This is a genomic window from Paracoccus methylarcula, from assembly GCF_003007735.2.
GTDB lineage: Bacteria > Pseudomonadota > Alphaproteobacteria > Rhodobacterales > Rhodobacteraceae > Paracoccus > Paracoccus methylarcula.
Window position 1 is genome coordinate 1 of the sequence record NZ_PXNQ02000005.1, and the last position, 18,584, is coordinate 18,584.

Sequence of the window (18,584 nt, forward strand, 5' to 3'; positions counted from 1 at the left end):
GTTGATCAGGTTCGGCTGCGAGTAGCATCCTGCGATGGCCGGGGGCGCTGCCCCCGGACCCCCGGGATACTTGCATGAAGAAGAAATGGGCCGGGGTGGACTCGATTAAGCGCAAACTGCTCTAAAGGACGGCCCTGCCCCAAGACTTCAGTAACCCGCCGCCATTCCATCCTTGCGACTGTCGGAAGCCCCGATCAGTGCCCCGGTTTCACCATCGATCCGGATGGCCTGCGCTCCGCCGATCGGTCCGGGCGCCCGGACAAGGCGATGGCCGCGACTCTCCAGATCCCGGCGGACATCGTCGGGCAATCCGGGTTCGAACTGCAATTCGCCGTCGAAGGCGAAAGTCCTCGGCTCTTCCATCGCGGCCTGGATGTCCAGGCCCCGATCCAGCACCGCCGACAGGAAACTTGCATGACCCGCCGCCTGGTAATGCCCGCCCATCACCCCGAAAGGCATCGTCACGCGGCCGTTCTCCCGCAGCATGCCCGGAATGATCGTATGCATCGGGCGCTTGCCCGGACCAATGGCATTCGGATGGGACGGATCGAGCCGGAAGGAAGAGCCGCGGCTATGGAACAGCACCCCGGTTTCGGGATCGAGCAGCGTTGACCCGAAAGCGTGGAAGATCGAATTGATAAAGGAAATCGCGTTTCCTTCCGCATCGACCACGCAAAGATAAATCGTATCCTTGTGCTCGGCCTCGGTCCACAGGACCGGCTCGGTCGCGCGCGACGGATCGATGCGCGATCTCAGCCCGTCCACCACCTGATCCGAAAGCAGTTGCTGCGCGATCCCCTCGCAATGCGCGGGATCGGCGATCAACGCATCGCGATGGTGGTAGGCCAGCTTGGTCGCCTCGGCCAGCAGATGGATGCGGTCCGCTTGAGGAACCTGCGCGCCCATCTCGAACCCCTCCAGGATACGCAGGATCAGCAGGGCGGCCAGCCCCTGCCCGTTCGGTCCGCATTCCAGCACCTCGTGGCCTCGGTAAGAGGCGGAAATCGGCTTTTCCCAACGGGCGATGGACATCGAGTCGTGAAAATCCTGCTCGCGATGCAGCCCGCCCAGTTCCCGCAGGTAGCGGCTCATCTTCGCGGCCGTCTCGCCCGTATAGAACCCCGCCGCCCCCTTCGCAGCGATCTCGCGCAGACGCGCGGCAAGCAATGGCTGCCGCATGATCGCACCGGCCCGTGGAGCATGGCCGCCGGGCAGGAACAATCGCGCGGCGTGGTCGCCCGGTTTCAGGGTGTCGCACGACATGGCCCAGTCACGTGCCACCCGGGCCGTGATCGGGAACCCCTCCTCCGCATAGCGGATCGCCGGGGCAAAGAGCCGGTCCAGCGGCAATGTCCCGTATTCGTCATGCAGCAGGCACCATGCCGAGATCGCCCCGGGGATGGTGACGGAATGCGGGCTGGTCTGGGCCAGCTCGGTGATCCCTCTTTCGCGCAGCGCATCCGGGGTTGCGGCGGCAGGAGCCACCCCGGATCCGTTCAGGGCCCGCACCTCGCCACCCGCCGGCGCATATAGCACGAAGCAATCGCCGCCGATCCCGGTCATATGCGAATCCGTAACGCATTGCACCGCGCAGGCGCATATCGCCGCATCGGCCGCATTGCCGCCTTCGGCAAGCACGCCAAGGCCCGCCGAAGTGGCCAGAGGATGCGAGGTCGCGATCATCGCGCGGCTGGCATAGCCGGGTGGGCGGCGTCCCGAAAGAAAGTCGAAATGCGTCACAGGATGGCCTCGCTTGGAAATGGTCCGGCTACGTGATCGCATCAGGCGGGGCATGATGCAACTCTGTCGCGAAACGGTCTTCCATCTCCGGGGGTCCGATCCGATAGCGGAACCGGGCGGGCAGCGGCGGGAAGACCCGGATCTTCCCGTAGGGCCGGTGCCGGGGGTTTCGCCCCGGCGCCGGAATGATTTACGCGGCGACCCCGTCAGGCACCTGTGCGCCGGTCATATAGGCGACCGCGTCCGACATCGAATGCTGCTTGGGGTCGATGATGGCGAGCCTGCGGCCCAACCGATGGATATGGATCCGATCCGCGACCTCGAAGACATGCGGCATGTTGTGGCTGATCAGGATGATCGGGATCCCGCGCGAGCGCACGTCCTGGATCAGTTCCAGCACCTTTCGGCTTTCCTTGACGCCAAGCGCGGCGGTCGGCTCGTCGAGGATGATCACCTTGGAGCCGAAGGCCGCGGCACGCGCCACTGCCACGCCCTGCCGCTGACCGCCCGAAAGGGACTCGACCGCCTGATTGATGTTCTGGATCGTCATCAGGCCAAGTTCCGACAGTTTCTCACGGGCGAATTTCTCCATCGCCGGCCGGTCCAACTGATGCAGCCATTTCCCCATGAAGCCGGGTTTGCGCAGCTCTCGCCCCATGAACATGTTGTCGGCGATGGAAAGCGCGGGCGACATGGCCAGGGTCTGGTAGACCGTCTCGATCCCGGCATCGCGGGCATCGATGGGAGACGAGAAATTGACTTTTTTGCCTTCCAGCCAGACCTCTCCCTCGTCAGGGATGACCGCACCGCACAATGCCTTGACGATGCTTGATTTCCCCGCGCCGTTATCGCCAATCACCGCCAGGATCTCTCCCGGCATCAGGTCGAAATCGCTGTGGTTGATCGCGGTCACCTTGCCATAACGCTTGACCAGCCCGCGAGCCTTGAGAATGGGTTCCATCACGCAGACACCTTTCTGATCCATTGATCCACGGTCACCGCACCGATGATCAGCGCACCGATCAGCAGATAGGTCCATTGCGCATCCGCACCGGCCATGCGCAGGCCCAGTTCGAACACGCCCACGATCAGCGCACCGAAGAAGGCGCCAAGGATCGAGCCGCGGCCGCCGAATAGCGAGATCCCCCCGATCACGACGGCGGTGATCGACTGGATATTGCCGAATGTGCCGGTGGTGGCCGATGGCGATACTGAACCGAAGCGCCCGATCATGACCCAGCCAGCCAGCGCGCAGATGAAGCCGACCAGCATATAGACCGACATCAGCGTCTGGTTGACATTGACGCCCGCGAGCTTGGCGGCCTCGGGATCGTCACCGACGGCATAGACGTGCCTGCCCCACGCGGTTGATCGCAGGCAGTAGGCCAGGACCGCGACCAGGATCACCATCAGCACCACCCCCAGGTTCAGCTTGGCGCCGCCCAGTTCGAAGGTGCGGCCGAGGAAATGCAGGAATGGCGCGTCGGTCGCGATATCCTGTGAACGGATCGTCTCGTTGGCGGAATACAGGTAATTGGCCGCCAGGACGATCTGCCACATGCCCAATGTCACGATGAAGGGCGGCAGCTTGACGCGGCTGACCAGCCAGCCGCTGATGGCGCCGATTCCCGTGCCGATGGCCAGGCCGCAGATCACCGCGGCCGGGGCGGGGATACCGTATCGGAAGGTGAACTGCCCCATGATGACCGAGATGAACACCGCGATGGCGCCGACCGAAAGATCGATCCCGGCGGTCAGGATCACCAGCGTTTGGGCAGCCGCCAGCACACCGACGATCTGCACCTGCTGCAGGATCAGTGTCAGCGCATAGGCCGAGAAGAAATTGCTGCCCACGACGATCCCGAAGATGACGATCGAGGACAGAAGCACGATCAGCGGCACCAGTGACGGCGTCGCATGCAGGGCATGATGGAAATGGCCGAGCAGGCCCTTGCCCTGTTCTTCGAAGCTGGCGACCTCGGTCGAAGCCGATTGCACGGCAGCCTCGTAATTCTCGTTATCCGACATGCGTTCCTCCCTTCTGTCCGCGGCCTGCGCCGCGGCGGAACGGTTGCGTAAAGGGGGCAAGCGGAGGCCTGCCTCCAATACCCATGGCGTTTGGATTTATCGGGCTCGCGGCATCAGCCCCAGCAAAGGTCCTTGCCCTCGGCGACAGAGATCGACTCGATCCCCTCGGCGGGCGCGTCGGTCACCAGCTCGACCCCGGTATCGAAGAAATTCTTGCCTTCCGTCGCCTCAGGCTTGGTGCCGTCCTCGACGAAAGCGGCAATCGCCTCGATGCCCTTGGAGGCCATCAGCAGCGGGTATTGCTGCGAGGTCGCTCCGATCACGCCGGCCTCGACATTTTCCACGCCGGGGCAGCCCCCGTCCACCGACACGATAGTCACCTCACCTTCGCGCCCGACAGCCTTGAGCGCCTCATAGGCACCGGCCGCTGCCGGCTCGTTGACGGTATAGACCATGTCGATGAAAGGCTCCTGCACGAGCAGGTTCTCCATCGCCTTGCGGCCCCCCTCTTCGTTGCCCTGCGTCACGTCATTGCCGACGATGCGCGGATCCTCCTCGTCGCCCCATTTGTCCGGATCGCCGACATCGATGCCAAAGCCGGTCAGGAAGCCCTGATTACGCAGCACACCGACGCTTGGCTGGGCGATGTCGATGTTGAGCAGCGCGATCTTGGCATCGGCAGCCGCATCCCCCATCGTCGCCTTCGCCCATTGCCCGATCAGTTCACCGGCCAGGAAATTGTCGGTCGCAAAGGTCATGTCGGCCGCATCGATCGGATCGAGCGGTGTATCCAGGGCGATGACCAGGATACCGGCATCGCGCGCCTGCTGGACGGAATCGACGATGGCCGAGCTGTTGGACGGCGTGATCAGGATCCCCTTGGCGCCACCGGCAATGCAGGTCTCGATCGCGGCGACCTGCGTTTCATTGTCGCCATCGAGCTTGCCGGCGAAGGTATCGAGTTCGAGACCGAGCTCCTCGGCCTTGGCGCTGGCGCCCTCGCGCATCTTGACGAAAAACGGATTGGTATCCGTCTTGGTGATCAGACAGGCCTTCGCAGGCTCCTGCGCATGGGCGAGGCCCGCGCCCGCCGCAAGCATGGATGCCGCCAGAGACAGGCGAATAACGGTTGATTTATGCATGACGTGATCTCCTCCACCACAAGCGGGCTGGCTGCCCGATCTGTCAGGAATAAGCACTACAGGGCATGGCTTGTCAATAACTCAATTACGTTTATTAATAGACAAAAGGGAGGCTCAAACATGCCAGATGATCGCGACCGTCTCGACGAGCTCAGCCGGAACGAGCGCTTGATCCTCGCGCTTGTCCGACGACATGGCCCGATGCCCCGCGCGTCATTGGCGCATGCAACGGGCGTCTCGGCGCAGGCCATGACAAACCTCACCAGGAAGCTGATAAAAAATGGTTTACTGGCAGAACAGGACGTTGTCAGGGGAAAGGTGGGGCAACCATCCACACCGCTTTCCCTCGCCCCCGACGGTGCCTTGTTCCTCGGCCTGAAGCTGGGGCGGAAACTTGTCGAGCTTGCCTTGGTGGACTTTGCCGGACAGATAAAATTCCACCGTCAGGAGGTATTATCGAATCTGACGCCAGATCGGGTCCTGAACTTTGCCCATCACGGAATCGCCACGTTCCAGTCCTCCTTGTCGCCCGAGATGCAGAAGCGAATCGCGGGATTGGGGATCGCCACCCCCTTCCGGCTCTGGGATTGGGGTAAGGAAATGGCCGATTGGCGCGGGTTCGATCTTCGCGATGAGCTGGGGCGCGATCTGCCTTTCCCGATCTTCCTGGAAAATGACGCCACGACAGCCTGCGGGGCAGAGCTGATTTTCGGGCGGCGCGACCTTCCCGCCGATTTCCTGCATATCTACATGGCGCATTTTCCCGGCGGCGGAATCGTTCTGGACGGCAACCTGCGGTTCGGGCCAAGGCGGAACGCGGCGGCTCTGGGCTCGACCCTGCTGCCCGGCGGCGAACAACTGCTGGACCGGGCCTCCGTCGCGAGGCTGGAGCACCGGCTCGGCAGGTCGCTACCGCCGGACGACTCGGGATGGAACCCGCCCGAAGCGATCGAATCCGAATGGGCAAGGGAGGCGGGGCAGGCACTGGCCTTCACCGCACTGACCGCAGTCTCGATCGTGGATTTGCCCCTGGTGGTCATCGACGGCGCGATCCCGCCCGCAACCCGGACCCGCCTGGTCGAAGCCACGCGCGAGGCATTGGCCACGCTTCCCGCCGAGGGAATTGACCGCCCGCAAGTCATCGAGGGCAGCATGGGACGAACGGCCCGCGTCCTTGGTGCGGCGGCACTCCCCCTTTCACATTTCTTCCAGCCGAACGGGATCTCTTACAAGGGCTGATTGCCGCCCTTCCCGCCCTGCATGTTGGCGGCCGTTCCGGGGCGGGGCGTCATCGGCATCTTATCACATGGTCGGAATCGTCTGGCATTCCGAAAGCGGCGCGTTCAGGAATTTCCGCACCGTCGGCGGCAAGTGACGCGAGTCGGCCTGCAGGATGCCGCAGTTTCGCAACAGGATTCGGTAATCGACATCTCGTCCCAGGTATCGCCAGATCATCCGCGAACTATAGGGGAGGTTTTCCTTGCGCCATGAAACGCCGATCGTGATGCCTTTCAGATAGACACGCTGATGCTCGCCAAATGGTGTCAGAATGGTTTCCGCGATCATCGATTGCGGGCCTGTCGTCCGTTCCACCACGAATATCCGCTGCCGCCAGAATGCGGCCAGGCCGACATACCTGGAAAACTGGCGGATTTCGTTTTCGGGATCATTGATGCGCTCGATGGATTTCACATGCACGGAACCGTCACGCTCATAGAGGCGCGCGCAGGAGCAGACGACGTGATCGGGCCAGGACATCGACCGGTGATAGGTCTGATAGAATCCCAGGTGGCGCCGCAAGCCGTCGATATCACCCGGGAATCCATCATTCAGCACCCTGTCTCCCGACAAGTTACCGCCCGGCTGGTTGAAACGATCACGGAATATCTCGGGCCTGAGTCGAAAGCTTTTCGCCTCCATGCCGAAATAACCCGCGATACGGGCGAGATTATAGGCTGAAGGCAGGGTCTCGCCACTGATATAGCGATTGAACTGCTGCCGGTTGACGCCGATCTCCCGGCATATCTGCGACACCGATGGCCGCGTGCTGCAGGCGAATCTGAGGTTTTCGACGAATGCCGGATCTTTCATGGGTCGGGCCTGATGGTTATCATGATAGCGTAAACAAGCTTAAATCAGCGTCAAGTCGCGAAGTTGACCAGGGGTCGATCAAGCCGCTACGGCGATGGAAAACCCGCAAAAGCGGCTCTCGGCGGAAATCCAGCCCGCGAGCACCACGAAACACCGTCCGCCCCGACCGTGGGGATAGCCGGCAGAACAGAACAAAAAAGGGGAGAAAAACATGACGCTCATCAGACGGCCTTTCGCGGGCCTTGCGAACCAGGGCTACAACCGCCGCCAGGTCCTGGGACAGGCGGCAGCCTTTGGTCTTGCAGCGGGTTCCGCCGCGACGATGTTTTCTCCATCCGCCCGGGCACAGGAACCCAAGCACGGCGGGCATCTCAAGCTCGGGCTTCGGGGTGGTGCGACCACGGACGCGCTGGATCCGGCCACCTATAGCGGGTCGGTCCTGTTCGTCGTCGGGCATTGCTGGGGCGATACGCTGGTCGAATCGCATCCCGAAACCGGCGAGCCCCTGCCCGCGATTGCCGAGTCATGGGAAACCTCTGCCGATGCGTCTGAATGGACATTCAGGATCCGCAAGGATGTCAGGTTCCACGATGGCATGGCATTGACGGTCGCAGACGCGGTCGCGACATTGAAACGCCATTCCGACGAGGCCTCCCAATCCGGTGCGCTCGGGCTTCTGGGTTCGCTCGACCGGATCGAGGAAAAGGGCGGCGACCTGGTCATCACCCTGAAAGAGGGCAATGCCGACCTGCCGCTGATCCTGACCGATTACCACCTGATCATCCAGCCGAATGGCGGCATGGACGATCCCAACGCGGCCATCGGCACCGGACCCTACAAGCTCCTGAGCCACGAGCCCGGCGTGCGTGCGACATTCGAGAAGAACCAGGACGACTGGCGCTCGGATCGCGGCTATGTCGACAATGTCGAGATCATCGTCATGAACGACAACACGGCGCGGATCGCCGCGCTGTCCTCGGGGCAGGTTCATTTCATCAATTTCGTCGAACCCAAGACCGTCGGGCTTCTGGAGCGCGCACCCAATGTCCAGATCCTGCAAACGCCCGGCAAGGGCTTTTACAGTTTCCTGATGCATTGCGACACGGCGCCTTTCGACAATAACGACCTGCGCATGGCGCTGAAGCTCGCCATCGACCGCGAGGCCATCCTGGAACGCGTCGTCGGCGGCTATGGCATGCTTGGCAACGATTATCCGGTCAATGAAAGCTACGCGCTGGCCCCGACCGGCATCGAGCAACGCGCCTACGACCCCGAGCAGGCGGCGTTCCATTACAAGAAATCCGGTCATGAGGGGAAAATCCTGCTGCGCACCTCGGATGCCGCATTTCCGGGCGCCGTCGATGCGGCGACCCTGTTCCAGGAAAGCGCCAAGAAGGCCGGCATCGAGATTGACGTCAAGCGCGAGCCGGAGGATGGCTACTGGTCGAATGTGTGGAATGTCCAGCCTTTCTGTGCCTCTTACTGGGGCGGGCGTCCGACGCAGGACCTGCGTTATTCGACCTCGTATCTGTCCACGGCGGAATGGAACGACACCCGGTTCAAGCGCGAGGATTTCGACAAGCTGCTGCTGCAGGCGCGCTCCGAGCTCGACAATGACAAGCGGGCGGCTTTGTATCGCGAGATGGCAGTGATGGTACGCGACGAGGGCGGCACGATCCTGCCCGTGTTCAACGATTACCTGAACGCGGCGACCAAGGATGTGAAAGGCTATGTGCATGATATCGGGAACGATATCTCGAACGGCTATGTCGCCAGCCGCGTCTGGCTGGAAGGCTGATCGCATCGCATGACCGGGTTTCCTGCAACTTTGCCGCGGCCCCGCCTGTGGCTGCGGCGGCGCTTTCCGCTTCTGGCCCGCATCGCCGAAAGGCTGCTGCTGAGCATCCTGCTGCTGCTGACGGTATCGGTGCTGATCTTCGCCGGTGTCGAGGCCCTGCCGGGAGATTTCGCCACCACCTATCTCGGCCAGTCCGCGACGCCGCAGGCGGTGGCGAATATCCGCGCCGAATTCGGCCTCGATCAGCCCGTGACCAGCCGTTATTTCGAATGGCTGGGCAATGCGCTGCAAGGCGATTTCGGTTCTTCCTGGGCCAGCGGGAACTCGGTCAGCGAGCAGATCGGCAACCGCTTGGGCAACTCGCTGTTCCTGGCGGCGGTCTCGGCGCTGATCGCGGTGCCGCTGGCGGTGGGGCTGGGCGTGGTGGCGGTGCGGTTCCGCGACCGGCTGCCCGACCGGCTGATCAATATCCTGTCGCTGGCGGCGATCTCGCTGCCGGAATTCTTCGTCGGCTATCTCTTGATCATGTTCTTCGTGGTCAAGACCAGCGCCGCAGCCTTCCCGGCGACGGTCTATGACAGCATGAGCCTGATCGAACGGCTGCAGGTGATCGCCTTGCCGGTGGCGACGCTGGTGCTGGTCGTGCTTGCGCATATGATCCGCATGACCCGCGCCGCGATCCTGGGCGTGATGTCTTCGGCCTATATGGAAACGGCAGAGCTCAAGGGGCTGGGCGCGCTGCGGTCGATCACCCATCACGCGGCGCCGAACGCGCTTGCGCCTATCATCAATGTCGTCGCGCTGAACCTGGCTTATCTGATCGTCGGCGTCGTGGTGGTCGAGGTGGTCTTCGTCTATCCGGGCATGGGGCAATACATGGTCGATGCCGTCACTGTCCGCGACCTGCCGGTGGTGCAGGCCTGCGGGCTGATCTTTGCGGCGATCTACATCCTTTTGAACATGACCGCCGACATCCTTGCCATCATCGCCAATCCGCGCCTGAGGCATCCGCGATGAACCGGCGCAGTATTCCCCTGACCGCCTGGATCGGTTTTGCAGGCATCCTGCTGGCCTTTATCTGCGCCATCTTCGCCCCCTGGATCGCGCCCTATGGCGAGACCGAGATCGTCGGCGATGTCTGGCAGCCCGCCGATGCGCAATTCCTGCTGGGGTTGGACAATCTGGGCCGCGACCTGCTCTCGCGGCTGATCTATGGCGCCCGCACGACGCTGTTCGTGGCGCTCAGCGCAACCGTTCTGGCCTTCTCGGTCGGCATCGCCCTCAGCTTCATCGCGGCGGTCTCGCGCGGGATGATCGACATGGTCCTGTCGCGGCTCAATGACCTGATGATGTCGATCCCGACGCTGATCCTGGCGCTCGTAGTGCTGGCCGTGCTGCCGCAAAGCCTGACCGTGCTGATCCTTGTCATCGCCGCGCTGGAAACGACCCGCGTCTTTCGCCTTGGCCGCGCGGTGGCGCTCGATGTCGCGGTGATGGATTTCGTCGAGGCGGCGGAGCTGCGCGGCGAGGGCAAGCTGTGGATCGTCTTTCGCGAGATCCTGCCCAACACGCTGTCGCCCCTGCTGGCCGAGTTCGGCTTGCGCTTCGCCTTCGCGATCCTGTTCGTCTCGACGCTGTCCTTCCTCGGCCTTGGCATCCAGCCGCCGACTGCCGATTGGGGCGGCATGGTCAAGGATAACAAGGACGGCATCATCTTCGGTGTCTCGGCGGCACTGTTGCCGGGGGCGGCGATCGCCGCGCTGACCATCTGCGTCAACCTTGTCGTGGACTGGCTGCTGCGGCGGACATCCAGCCTCAAGGGAGGGCGTGGCGATGGGTAAGCTGCTTTCGGTGCGAGATCTGAAGATCGAGGCGACAAGCTATCCACCCGGCGAGCCTCCGCGACGGATCTCCATCGTCAATGGCGTTTCCTTCGATCTGGAAAAGGGCCGGGTGCTGGGCCTGATCGGTGAATCCGGAGCCGGGAAATCGACCATCGGGCTGGCGGCGCTGGCCTATGGCCGTGGCGGGGTCGAGATCACCGGGGGTGAGGTGACGCTGGACGGCACCGACATCCTGAAACTGGGAAAATCCGGCATTCGCGGGCTGCGTGGACGCCGGATCTGCTATGTGGCGCAATCCGCCGCCGCGGCCTTCAACCCGGCGCATCGATTGGGCGATCAGGTGATCGAGGCGACATTGCGGCATGGCCTGCTGAGCCGGGACGCCGCACGCAAACGGGCGCTTGATCTGTTCCGCATGCTCGGCCTGCCCGATCCCGAGAGTTTCGGACGCCGCTATCCGCACCAGGTTTCGGGCGGGCAGTTGCAGCGGGCCATGACGGCGATGGCGCTATGCCCGAAACCCGACCTGATCGTTTTCGACGAGCCGACCACGGCGCTTGACGTGACCACGCAGATCGACGTGCTTGCGGCGATCAAGCATGCAATCGAGGAAACCGGGACGGCGGCGCTCTATATCACCCATGACCTGGCGGTGGTCGCGCAGATCTCGGACGAGATCATGGTGCTGCGGCACGGAGACATGGTCGAACATGGCCCTGTGCGGCAGATCATCGAGCAGCCCGTGCAGGATTACACGAAGGCACTGGTGAATATGCGCAGCATCCGGCACGACGAGGCGCCGGACCAGTCGGGCGCCTTGCTGAGGATGGAGAATATCAGCGCCAGCTATGGCGACGGGGTTCCGGTGCTGCACGATATCTCGTTGCATGTGCCGAGGGGTCAGACCCTTGCCATCGTCGGGGAATCCGGTTCCGGCAAATCGACTCTGGCGCGGGTGGCGACCGGCTTGCTGCCGCCAAGCGCGGGCCGGATCGAGTTTGGCGGGCAGGTCCTGCCGCCGGCGCGCAAGGCCCGCTCGCGCGATGATCTGCGGCGGTTGCAGCTGATCTACCAGATGGCCGACACGGCAATGAACCCGCGCCAGACAGTGCGCGAGATCATCGGCAGGCCGCTGACCTTCTACGAGGGCCTGCGCGGATCGGCACGGGTGGCGCGGGTCAAGGAACTGCTCGATCAGATCGAGATGGGCAGCGGCTTCATCGACCGCTACCCGGCCGAACTGTCCGGCGGGCAGAAGCAGCGCGTCGCTATTGCCCGTGCGCTGGCGGCAAAGCCCGAGCTGATCATCTGCGACGAACCGACCTCGGCGCTCGATCCGCTTGTGGCCGACGGCATTCTGAAGCTGCTCTTGCGGCTGCAGGAAGAGCAGGGGCTGTCATATATCTTCATCACCCATGACATCGCCATCGTCCGGGCCATCGCCGATTCGGTCGCGGTGATGCATGGCGGGCGGCTGGTGCGGTTCGGGCCGAAATCCCGCGCGCTGGCCCCGCCCTTTGACGATTACACCGACCTGCTGCTGAAATCCGTCCCCGAACTGGAGATCGGCTGGCTGGAACGGATCCTCGCCACCCGCCGCCGCGAAAGCGCCGGACATTAGGTTCGGGGGCGGTGCCTGCGGGCCGCCGAGCCGCCGGGATATTTGCATGAAGAAGAACCAATTCACGGATTCGGCACTGGTCAGTCAATATTTCCACCCGGTTCCAACGCGCATTGATCGAGAGCAACCACCCCAAGCTGCAAGGATCGTCATGTCACAACAGGCTTTCTCCGTGATCGAGAATGAATGGATCACCCTCAAGGACGGCACCCGGCTGGCCGCCCGCATCTGGATGCCCGGCAATGCCGGACAGGAGCCGGTGCCGGCGGTGCTGGAATTCCTGCCCTATCGCAAGCGCGGCGGCACCGATCCGCGCGACGAATCCACCTATCCGGTTTTTGCCGGGGCAGGGATTGCCGGGGTGCGCGTGGATATCCGTGGCTCAGGGGAATCCGACGGGGTGATCGAAGGCGAATACACGCCGCGAGAGCTGTCCGATGCCTGCGAGATTATCGAATGGATCGCCGCGCAGCCCTGGTCGAACGGTAATGTCGGGATGATGGGGATCTCCTGGGGCGGCTTCAACTGCCTGCAGGTCGCAGCGCTGAAACCTTCGGCGCTGAAGGCGGTGATTTCCATCGCCTCCACCGTCGATCGCTACAATGACGACATCCATTACAAGAATGGCTGCCACCTGTCGGCACAGCTTTCCTGGGCGGCGACCATGCTGGCCTATCAGTCGCGCTCGCCCGATCCCGAGATCGTCGGCGAAAGCTGGCGCGAGATGTGGCTGGAGCGGCTGGAGGGCGAGCCCTTCTTCATGGAGGAATGGCTGGACCATCAGCGGCGGGACGCTTTTTGGGAACATGGCTCGATCTGCGAGGATTTCGACGGTTTCCCGGTGCCGGCGCTGGTGATCGCGGGCTGGGCGGACGGCTATCGCAACACGCCGATCAAGGCGATCGAGGGGTTGGGAAGCAAGGCCAAGGCGCTGATCGGCCCCTGGGTCCATAAATACCCGCATTTCGCATGGCCCAAGCCCCGCGCGGATTTCCACGGCGAGGCCATCGCCTGGTGGAACCGCTGGCTGAGGGACGAGCCGAACGGCGCGGAGAAGCTGCCGCAAATGCGCGCCTATATCCTGGACGGGCCGCGCCCGGCCCTGCGGCGCGAGGCGGATCCGGGTTTCTGGATCGCCAAGCCGGACTGGACGGCTCCGGAGCGGGAAAATTTCGGCATCGACGCTTTCGGCTCCCTGAAACAGTGCGCGCGGGACGGTATCGGCGAGATGTTCATCCGGTCGCCGCTTGATACCGGCACCGCGGCGGGCGAATGGTTCACGCTCAAGCCCGATGCGGAGATGGCCGGGGATCAGCGGATCGACGACAGCGGATCGCTGGTCTTCGAGACTGCGCCGTTGCAGGAAGAGCATCTCTATCTCGGCCAGCCGGAACTGGCGCTTTGCCTGCGTTGCAACGCACCTTCCGCCAATCTTGTCGCCCGGATCGTGGATGTGCATCCCGACGGAACCGCAACCCGGGTCACTTACGGCACCCTCAACCTGGCGCATCGCAAGGGGAACGCGGCACCGGAGCCGATGCCGAAAGGCAAGACGGTGCCAATCGCAATGCTGCTCGATGCCTGCGGCTATCGCTTTGCACCGGGCCACCGTATCCGCCTGTCGCTATCGACTTCCTATTGGCCGATCATCCTGCCCGCCGCCGATGATCCGGGCCTGAACATCGACACCGCCAGCCTGTCCCTGGCCATGCCCATGTTGGGCGCGCATCAGAGGATCGATCTGCCCGCACCTGAAAATCCCGACCCGCTGCCCGAATATATCGAGCATCTGCCGGGTGAAACACGGCGAACGGTCGAGCGTGACATGGGCGCGGGAGTAACCCGTTACCGGATCCACGAGGATACCGGGCTGGAGGAACATCCCGACAATCACCTCGCGACACGTGAAATTCGCGACGAGATCTGGTCCATCCGACAGGGTGATCCGCTTTCCATGACCGGTGAGGCGTCATGGGTCTGCCATCTTCAGCGACCCGGCTGGTCCGTGCGCACCGAAATTGAAACGCGACTGTCTTGCACCCGGGACAAATGGCTGATCGAGGCATCGGTGACCGCGTTCGAAGGCGATGACCAGCTTTTCCACAAGACCTACGAGAAGCGTGTCGCGCGCGATTTCATGTGACTTTCCGGCGCTGTCAGCCCGGCGAGACCGCCGGGCTGACAATGCGGTCGCGACGGGTCCATGCGGCTCGGCTCAGGGGATCAGCCTCCAGAAATCATCGACAATCGCCCGGGTCGTGTCGCGGTGACGATAAATGCGGATCTCGAGAGGCAGGGTCCATTCGGGACGGTTGCTGGCACGGACCAGCCGTCCAAGTTCGAGATCACGGCGGATCAGCGCCTCCGGCAGCCAGCAGACACCCCACCCCGCCAGGGCGCATTGCCTCAGACCGTCGCTGATGGTGCTTTGATGAACGACCTGCCATCGCATCCCGGGCGAGCGAGAGAATATCTTTTGCAGGGCGACACCGAAAAAGGAACTGCTGCCATAATCCAGATAGGGGAGCGGCGCCCCGAGCCGGATCGCCAGTTCGATCAGGCCCTCACCATCCTCCCACGGACCCGCAGCCAGCCCGAGCCCCGGTGCCGCGACCGGAACCAGGGTTTCGGTTCCCAAGACGCGCCATTCGAATGCGGTCGGATCCAAAAGCATCGGCACGAAAGGATGGGCATAGGTCAGGAACAGATCGACCTCGCCGCTGACCAGCGCATCGAGATTCGCCTCGATCCCTCCCCGATCGGGGATGATCGCACTCAGCAGATCGGGCAGCATCCCTCGCACCTGTTCAAGCAGCTCGGGCAGGAAGGTCACCGTCAATGTATGCAACGCGGCAAAGGTGATCCGCTTTTCCCGCGCCTCCTGTTCGGGATGCAGATTGTCGCGCAGATTGTGCAAGGCGCGGATCGTTTCCTGTGCGACGGACAGAAATTTCCGCCCCTCCTCGGTCAGTTCGGCCGGAAGGCTGGCGCGGCTGACCAATGACGCCCCGACCCATGCCTCAAGCTGCTTGATTCGACGGCTGAACGCGGATTGGGTGACATGCCGCGCCTCGGCCGCGCGCGAGAAACTGGCCGTGTTCGCGAGCATGACGAAATCTTCCAGCCATTTCAGTTCCACCTCGAACCTCCGGATGCGGTTTCATCTGCGTTACCCCTTGATTAATAACATCTATGCAAAATTGGAATGCTCTTTGCCGGAACTGGCATTGGCCAATCCTTGTCCAAGGCTGGATTATCGCGAGACTTCGAAGCAAGGGGCAGGAATGACGCGGCAAATCTATGTGAACGGGGCTTATCTGGCCGAAAGCGAAGCTGTCATTCCCGTCATGGATCGCGGTTTCCTGTTCGGGGATGCGATCTACGAAGTGACCGCGATGATCGACGGGCGCCTCATAGACAATGACCTGCATCTTGCGCGGCTGGAACGCTCGCTGGCCGCAATCGACATCCCGATGCCATTGCCCCTGGACGGAATCCGCGAGGTGCAGGCCGAACTGATCCGCCGCAACGGCATGCGCGATGGCACCATCTATCTGCAGGTCTCGCGCGGGACGGCCGAACGGAATTTCCTGCCCGACGCCGGGATCGCTCCGAATTTCGTGGCTTTCACCCAGCCCAGGAACCTGCGCGACACGCCCGCTTTGCGCAACGGGATCGCGGTTGCCCTGATGCCGGATCCGCGTTGGGATCGCCGGGACATCAAGACAAGCATGCTGCTGGGACAGGTGCTGGCCAAGCAGGCCGCCCATGCCCTGGGCTTTGACGATGTCTGGCTGCATGAGGATGGGCTGATCACCGAAGGCGCATCCTCGACCGCTTTCATCCTGACTGCCGCGGGTGCGATCGTGACGCGGCCCAATTCCCATGCCACGCTTCCCGGCTGCACGCGGCAAGCGGTATTGCGGTTGATCGAGACGCGCGGGCTGCGTTTCGAGGAGCGGCCCTTCACCATCGCCGAGGCGCAGAACGCGGCCGAAGCCTTCCTGACCAGCGCCTCCAGCCTGGTTCAGCCGGTCGTCCGGATCGGCGAGCAGGTGATCGGCGACGGGCATCCCGGCCCCGTGACCCGGCACCTTCAGGAACTCTACCTGCAGGCGGCAGGAATACGGGTTGAACCGGTTGAATGAATCACGGAGCAGGCTTGCAATCGGATCGGTCGGCAGAAGGGAACAAGATGGCGCGCTATCGGGATTTCGCTGTGGGGCCGGGGCTCATGTCTCCGGGCGCGCGTAACGCGATCACCGATGTGCCGGGAGTCACCGTCGGCCATCGGACGATCCGTGGCGGCGCGGTGAATACCGGCGTGACCGCGATCATCCCGCAACCGGGCAATCTGTTCCGGCAGAAGCTGACTGCAGCCGCCGAGGTCGTGAACGGTTTCGGCAAGAGCGCAGGGCTGGTGCAACTGGCCGAACTGGGCCTGCTGGAAACGCCGATCCTGCTGACTAACACTTTCGGGGTCGGGCGCTGCGTCGATGCGCTGATCGGGCGTGCGATCAGCGAAAACCCCGATATAGGGCGCGAAAGCTCGACGCTGAATGCGGTGGTCGGCGAGTGCAACGACGGTGTCCTGTCGGACATCCAGGCAATGGCCGTGACCGAGGCCGACGCCATCGCAGCCATGGATGCCGCCGGGACGGATTTCGCCGAAGGATCGGTCGGCGCGGGCACCGGGATGACCTGTTTCGGCTTCAAGGGCGGGATCGGCAGCGCTTCGCGGCAAGTGAACATATCGGGCGAAACGCGGCATTTGGGCGCTCTGGTGCTGGCGAATTTCGGGCGCGCAGGGGACCTGGTCCTTCCCGATGGCCGCCGCCCCGATCCGCGCCAGCCATCCCGTCCCGAGAAGGGTTCGGTCATCGTGGTGCTGGCGACTGACATGCCGGTCGATCAGCGCCAGTTGCAGCGGATTTGCCGCCGCGCGGGGGCGGGGATCGCCCGGCTCGGGGCCTTTTGGGGCCATGGCAGCGGGGATATCGTGCTGGGCTTTACCACAGCGAACCGCGTTCCGCATGACGCCGAAAGCGATTTCCTCGCGATCCGGCGCCTGCATGACAGCCATATCGACGACATGTTCCGTGCTGCCTGCGAGGCGACCGAAGAGGCGGTGCTGAACGCGCTTTGCGCGGCAACCGCGGTCGAAGGACGGGACGGGGCGAGCCGCCCGCTTTTGTCGGATTGGTTCCATGCCGGTGCGTGACGCTTCTGCCGCCCCTGCCGCGAATGGAAATACCGGGTCGCGACAGGCCCTATCCGAAGGAATCCAGATGCCAGTAAGCCTCCAGGAATCTGCCCGGACGCCCATCGTCAGCGTCGAGAATGTCAGCGTCGATTTCGACGGGGAGGAAGGTAGCTTTCGCGCGATCAGGAACCTGTCCTTCAGCTTCGCTCCGGGCGAGACGCTGGCCGTGGTGGGGGAATCCGGCTCGGACAAGTCGACGACCGGGCGCAGCATGTGAGGGAAACTGGCGATGCGGATTTACATCTCGGCGGATATCGAGGGCGTGGCGGGCGTGATTTCGCCCGCGCAGGGACAGGCCGGTCATCCCGAATACGAAAAGGCGCGGGAGTTGATGGCCGCAGAGGTCAACGCGGTCGTTGAAGGGCTGGTCGAGGCCGGGGCGACGGAAATTCTCGTCAACGATTCCCATGGACCGATGACCAATCTTCTGCCGCAGCGCCTGCATCCCGCTGCGGACCTGATCCTTGGAAAGCCCAAGCCGATGAACATGGCCTGCGGTCTGACGGGCGAATTCGACCTGATCTTCATGACCGGGCATCACTCCATGGCGGGAAAGGGCGGGGTGCTGGCTCATACGACCAACGGTTTTGCCTTTCGCGAGATCCGCATCAATGGAACACCCTGCGGCGAACCGGCGATCTATGGCGCCTATGCCGGGGAACTGGGAGTGCCGGTCGGGCTGATCTCGGGCGATGATTGCACGCGGGACGAGAACGCGCCGATCTTTCCGCAGGCGGAATTCGTGACGGTCAAGCATGCCTATGGCCATCGCGCGGCACGGCAGGTCTCGGTTTCCCGGGCCCATGCCATGCTGAAGGAGGGGGCGATCCGCGCAGTGAAACGGGCCGGAGAGATGAAGCCGGCCCGGTGGCAGGGACCGTTCCGCGCCGAATTCGTCATGGGCAATGCCGCGCTGGCCGACCAGATGTCGGTGCTGCCGCCTTCGCGGCGGATCGATGCAATGACGATCGGTTTCGATTGTGCCACCATGGCCGAGGTAATCGGCTGGATGGCCGCCCTGTCCGCCATGAGTTTCGCCCTGCGTTGAAAGGAGTCC

General features: G+C 63.2%; 16 protein-coding genes. 10 read left to right on the plus strand and 6 right to left on the minus strand.

Going from position 1 to position 18,584, the window contains the following annotated elements:
- Positions 1-147: 147 nt before the first annotated feature.
- The 4 genes from A7A09_RS08940 to A7A09_RS08955 all read right to left on the minus strand — a co-directional run bounded on the left by A7A09_RS08940 (position 148) and on the right by A7A09_RS08955 (position 4,910).
- A complete protein-coding gene (locus A7A09_RS08940) occupies positions 148-1,740 on the minus strand; it encodes a gamma-glutamyltransferase family protein (RefSeq protein ID WP_366465720.1) in 1,593 nt (530 codons plus the stop codon).
- Between the two features lie 190 nt (positions 1,741-1,930).
- Positions 1,931-2,701, minus strand: a complete 771-nt coding sequence (locus A7A09_RS08945) for an ATP-binding cassette domain-containing protein (protein ID WP_106691089.1) — start codon at positions 2,699-2,701, stop codon at positions 1,931-1,933.
- Positions 2,701-3,768, minus strand: coding sequence for an ABC transporter permease (locus tag A7A09_RS08950; protein ID WP_106691322.1), 1,068 nt, complete (start codon positions 3,766-3,768; stop codon positions 2,701-2,703). The genes A7A09_RS08945 and A7A09_RS08950 overlap by 1 nt, the downstream gene beginning before the upstream one ends.
- A gap of 113 nt (positions 3,769-3,881) precedes the next feature.
- Complete coding sequence (locus tag A7A09_RS08955; protein WP_170167058.1) at positions 3,882-4,910, minus strand: sugar ABC transporter substrate-binding protein; 1,029 nt, start codon at positions 4,908-4,910, stop codon at positions 3,882-3,884.
- Positions 4,911-5,030: 120 nt separating this feature from the next.
- On the opposite strand from A7A09_RS08955, the gene A7A09_RS08960 reads away from it, so the two are divergent.
- On the plus strand, positions 5,031-6,149 hold the full coding sequence (locus tag A7A09_RS08960) for an ROK family transcriptional regulator (protein WP_170167059.1): 1,119 nt from the start codon (positions 5,031-5,033) through the stop codon (positions 6,147-6,149).
- 63 nt (positions 6,150-6,212) lie between these two features.
- Here A7A09_RS08960 and A7A09_RS08965 read toward each other — a convergent pair whose 3' ends face one another.
- A complete protein-coding gene (locus A7A09_RS08965) occupies positions 6,213-6,944 on the minus strand; it encodes a helix-turn-helix domain-containing protein (protein ID WP_211341086.1) in 732 nt (243 codons plus the stop codon).
- A 268-nt stretch (positions 6,945-7,212) separates the two neighbouring features.
- On the opposite strand from A7A09_RS08965, the gene A7A09_RS08970 reads away from it, so the two are divergent.
- From A7A09_RS08970 to A7A09_RS08990, 5 genes are read left to right on the plus strand one after another with little or no spacing between them, the layout of a single operon-like run.
- Entirely contained in the window at positions 7,213-8,799 is a 1,587-nt protein-coding gene (locus A7A09_RS08970; RefSeq protein ID WP_106691093.1) for an ABC transporter substrate-binding protein, read from the plus strand.
- Positions 8,800-8,808: 9 nt separating this feature from the next.
- On the plus strand, positions 8,809-9,816 hold the full coding sequence (locus A7A09_RS08975; protein WP_106691094.1) for an ABC transporter permease: 1,008 nt from the start codon (positions 8,809-8,811) through the stop codon (positions 9,814-9,816).
- On the plus strand, positions 9,813-10,640 hold the full coding sequence (locus A7A09_RS08980) for an ABC transporter permease (protein WP_106691095.1): 828 nt from the start codon (positions 9,813-9,815) through the stop codon (positions 10,638-10,640). Before A7A09_RS08975 ends, A7A09_RS08980 begins: the two co-directional genes overlap by 4 nt.
- Positions 10,633-12,264 carry an ABC transporter ATP-binding protein gene (locus tag A7A09_RS08985; RefSeq protein ID WP_106691096.1) on the plus strand — a complete coding sequence of 544 codons (1,632 nt, stop codon included), beginning with the start codon at positions 10,633-10,635 and terminating at the stop codon, positions 12,262-12,264. The genes A7A09_RS08980 and A7A09_RS08985 overlap by 8 nt, the downstream gene beginning before the upstream one ends.
- A 46-nt stretch (positions 12,265-12,310) precedes the next feature.
- The gene (locus A7A09_RS08990; protein ID WP_211341087.1) at positions 12,311-14,407 is read left to right on the plus strand and encodes a CocE/NonD family hydrolase; all 2,097 of its coding nucleotides are present in this window, start codon (positions 12,311-12,313) and stop codon (positions 14,405-14,407) included.
- 72 nt (positions 14,408-14,479) lie between these two features.
- Here the strand turns inward: A7A09_RS08990 and A7A09_RS08995 are convergent, their stop codons facing one another.
- Positions 14,480-15,403 (minus strand): LysR substrate-binding domain-containing protein, encoded by a 924-nt coding sequence (locus A7A09_RS08995; RefSeq protein ID WP_106691098.1) that lies wholly within the window; start codon positions 15,401-15,403, stop codon positions 14,480-14,482.
- Between the two features lie 145 nt (positions 15,404-15,548).
- Between A7A09_RS08995 and A7A09_RS09000 the strand changes: the two genes are divergently transcribed.
- The 4 genes from A7A09_RS09000 (at position 15,549) to A7A09_RS09015 (ending at position 18,575) form a co-directional block, all read left to right on the plus strand.
- Positions 15,549-16,412, plus strand: a complete 864-nt coding sequence (locus A7A09_RS09000) for a D-amino-acid transaminase (protein ID WP_106691323.1) — start codon at positions 15,549-15,551, stop codon at positions 16,410-16,412.
- Between the two features lie 47 nt (positions 16,413-16,459).
- The gene (locus A7A09_RS09005) at positions 16,460-17,485 is read left to right on the plus strand and encodes a DmpA family aminopeptidase (protein ID WP_106691099.1); all 1,026 of its coding nucleotides are present in this window, start codon (positions 16,460-16,462) and stop codon (positions 17,483-17,485) included.
- Positions 17,486-17,552: 67 nt separating this feature from the next.
- Positions 17,553-17,744 carry a hypothetical protein gene (locus A7A09_RS09010; RefSeq protein ID WP_211341088.1) on the plus strand — a complete coding sequence of 64 codons (192 nt, stop codon included), beginning with the start codon at positions 17,553-17,555 and terminating at the stop codon, positions 17,742-17,744.
- 12 nt (positions 17,745-17,756) lie between these two features.
- Positions 17,757-18,575, plus strand: a complete 819-nt coding sequence (locus A7A09_RS09015) for a M55 family metallopeptidase (protein ID WP_106691100.1) — start codon at positions 17,757-17,759, stop codon at positions 18,573-18,575.
- Positions 18,576-18,584: the final 9 nt, after the last annotated feature.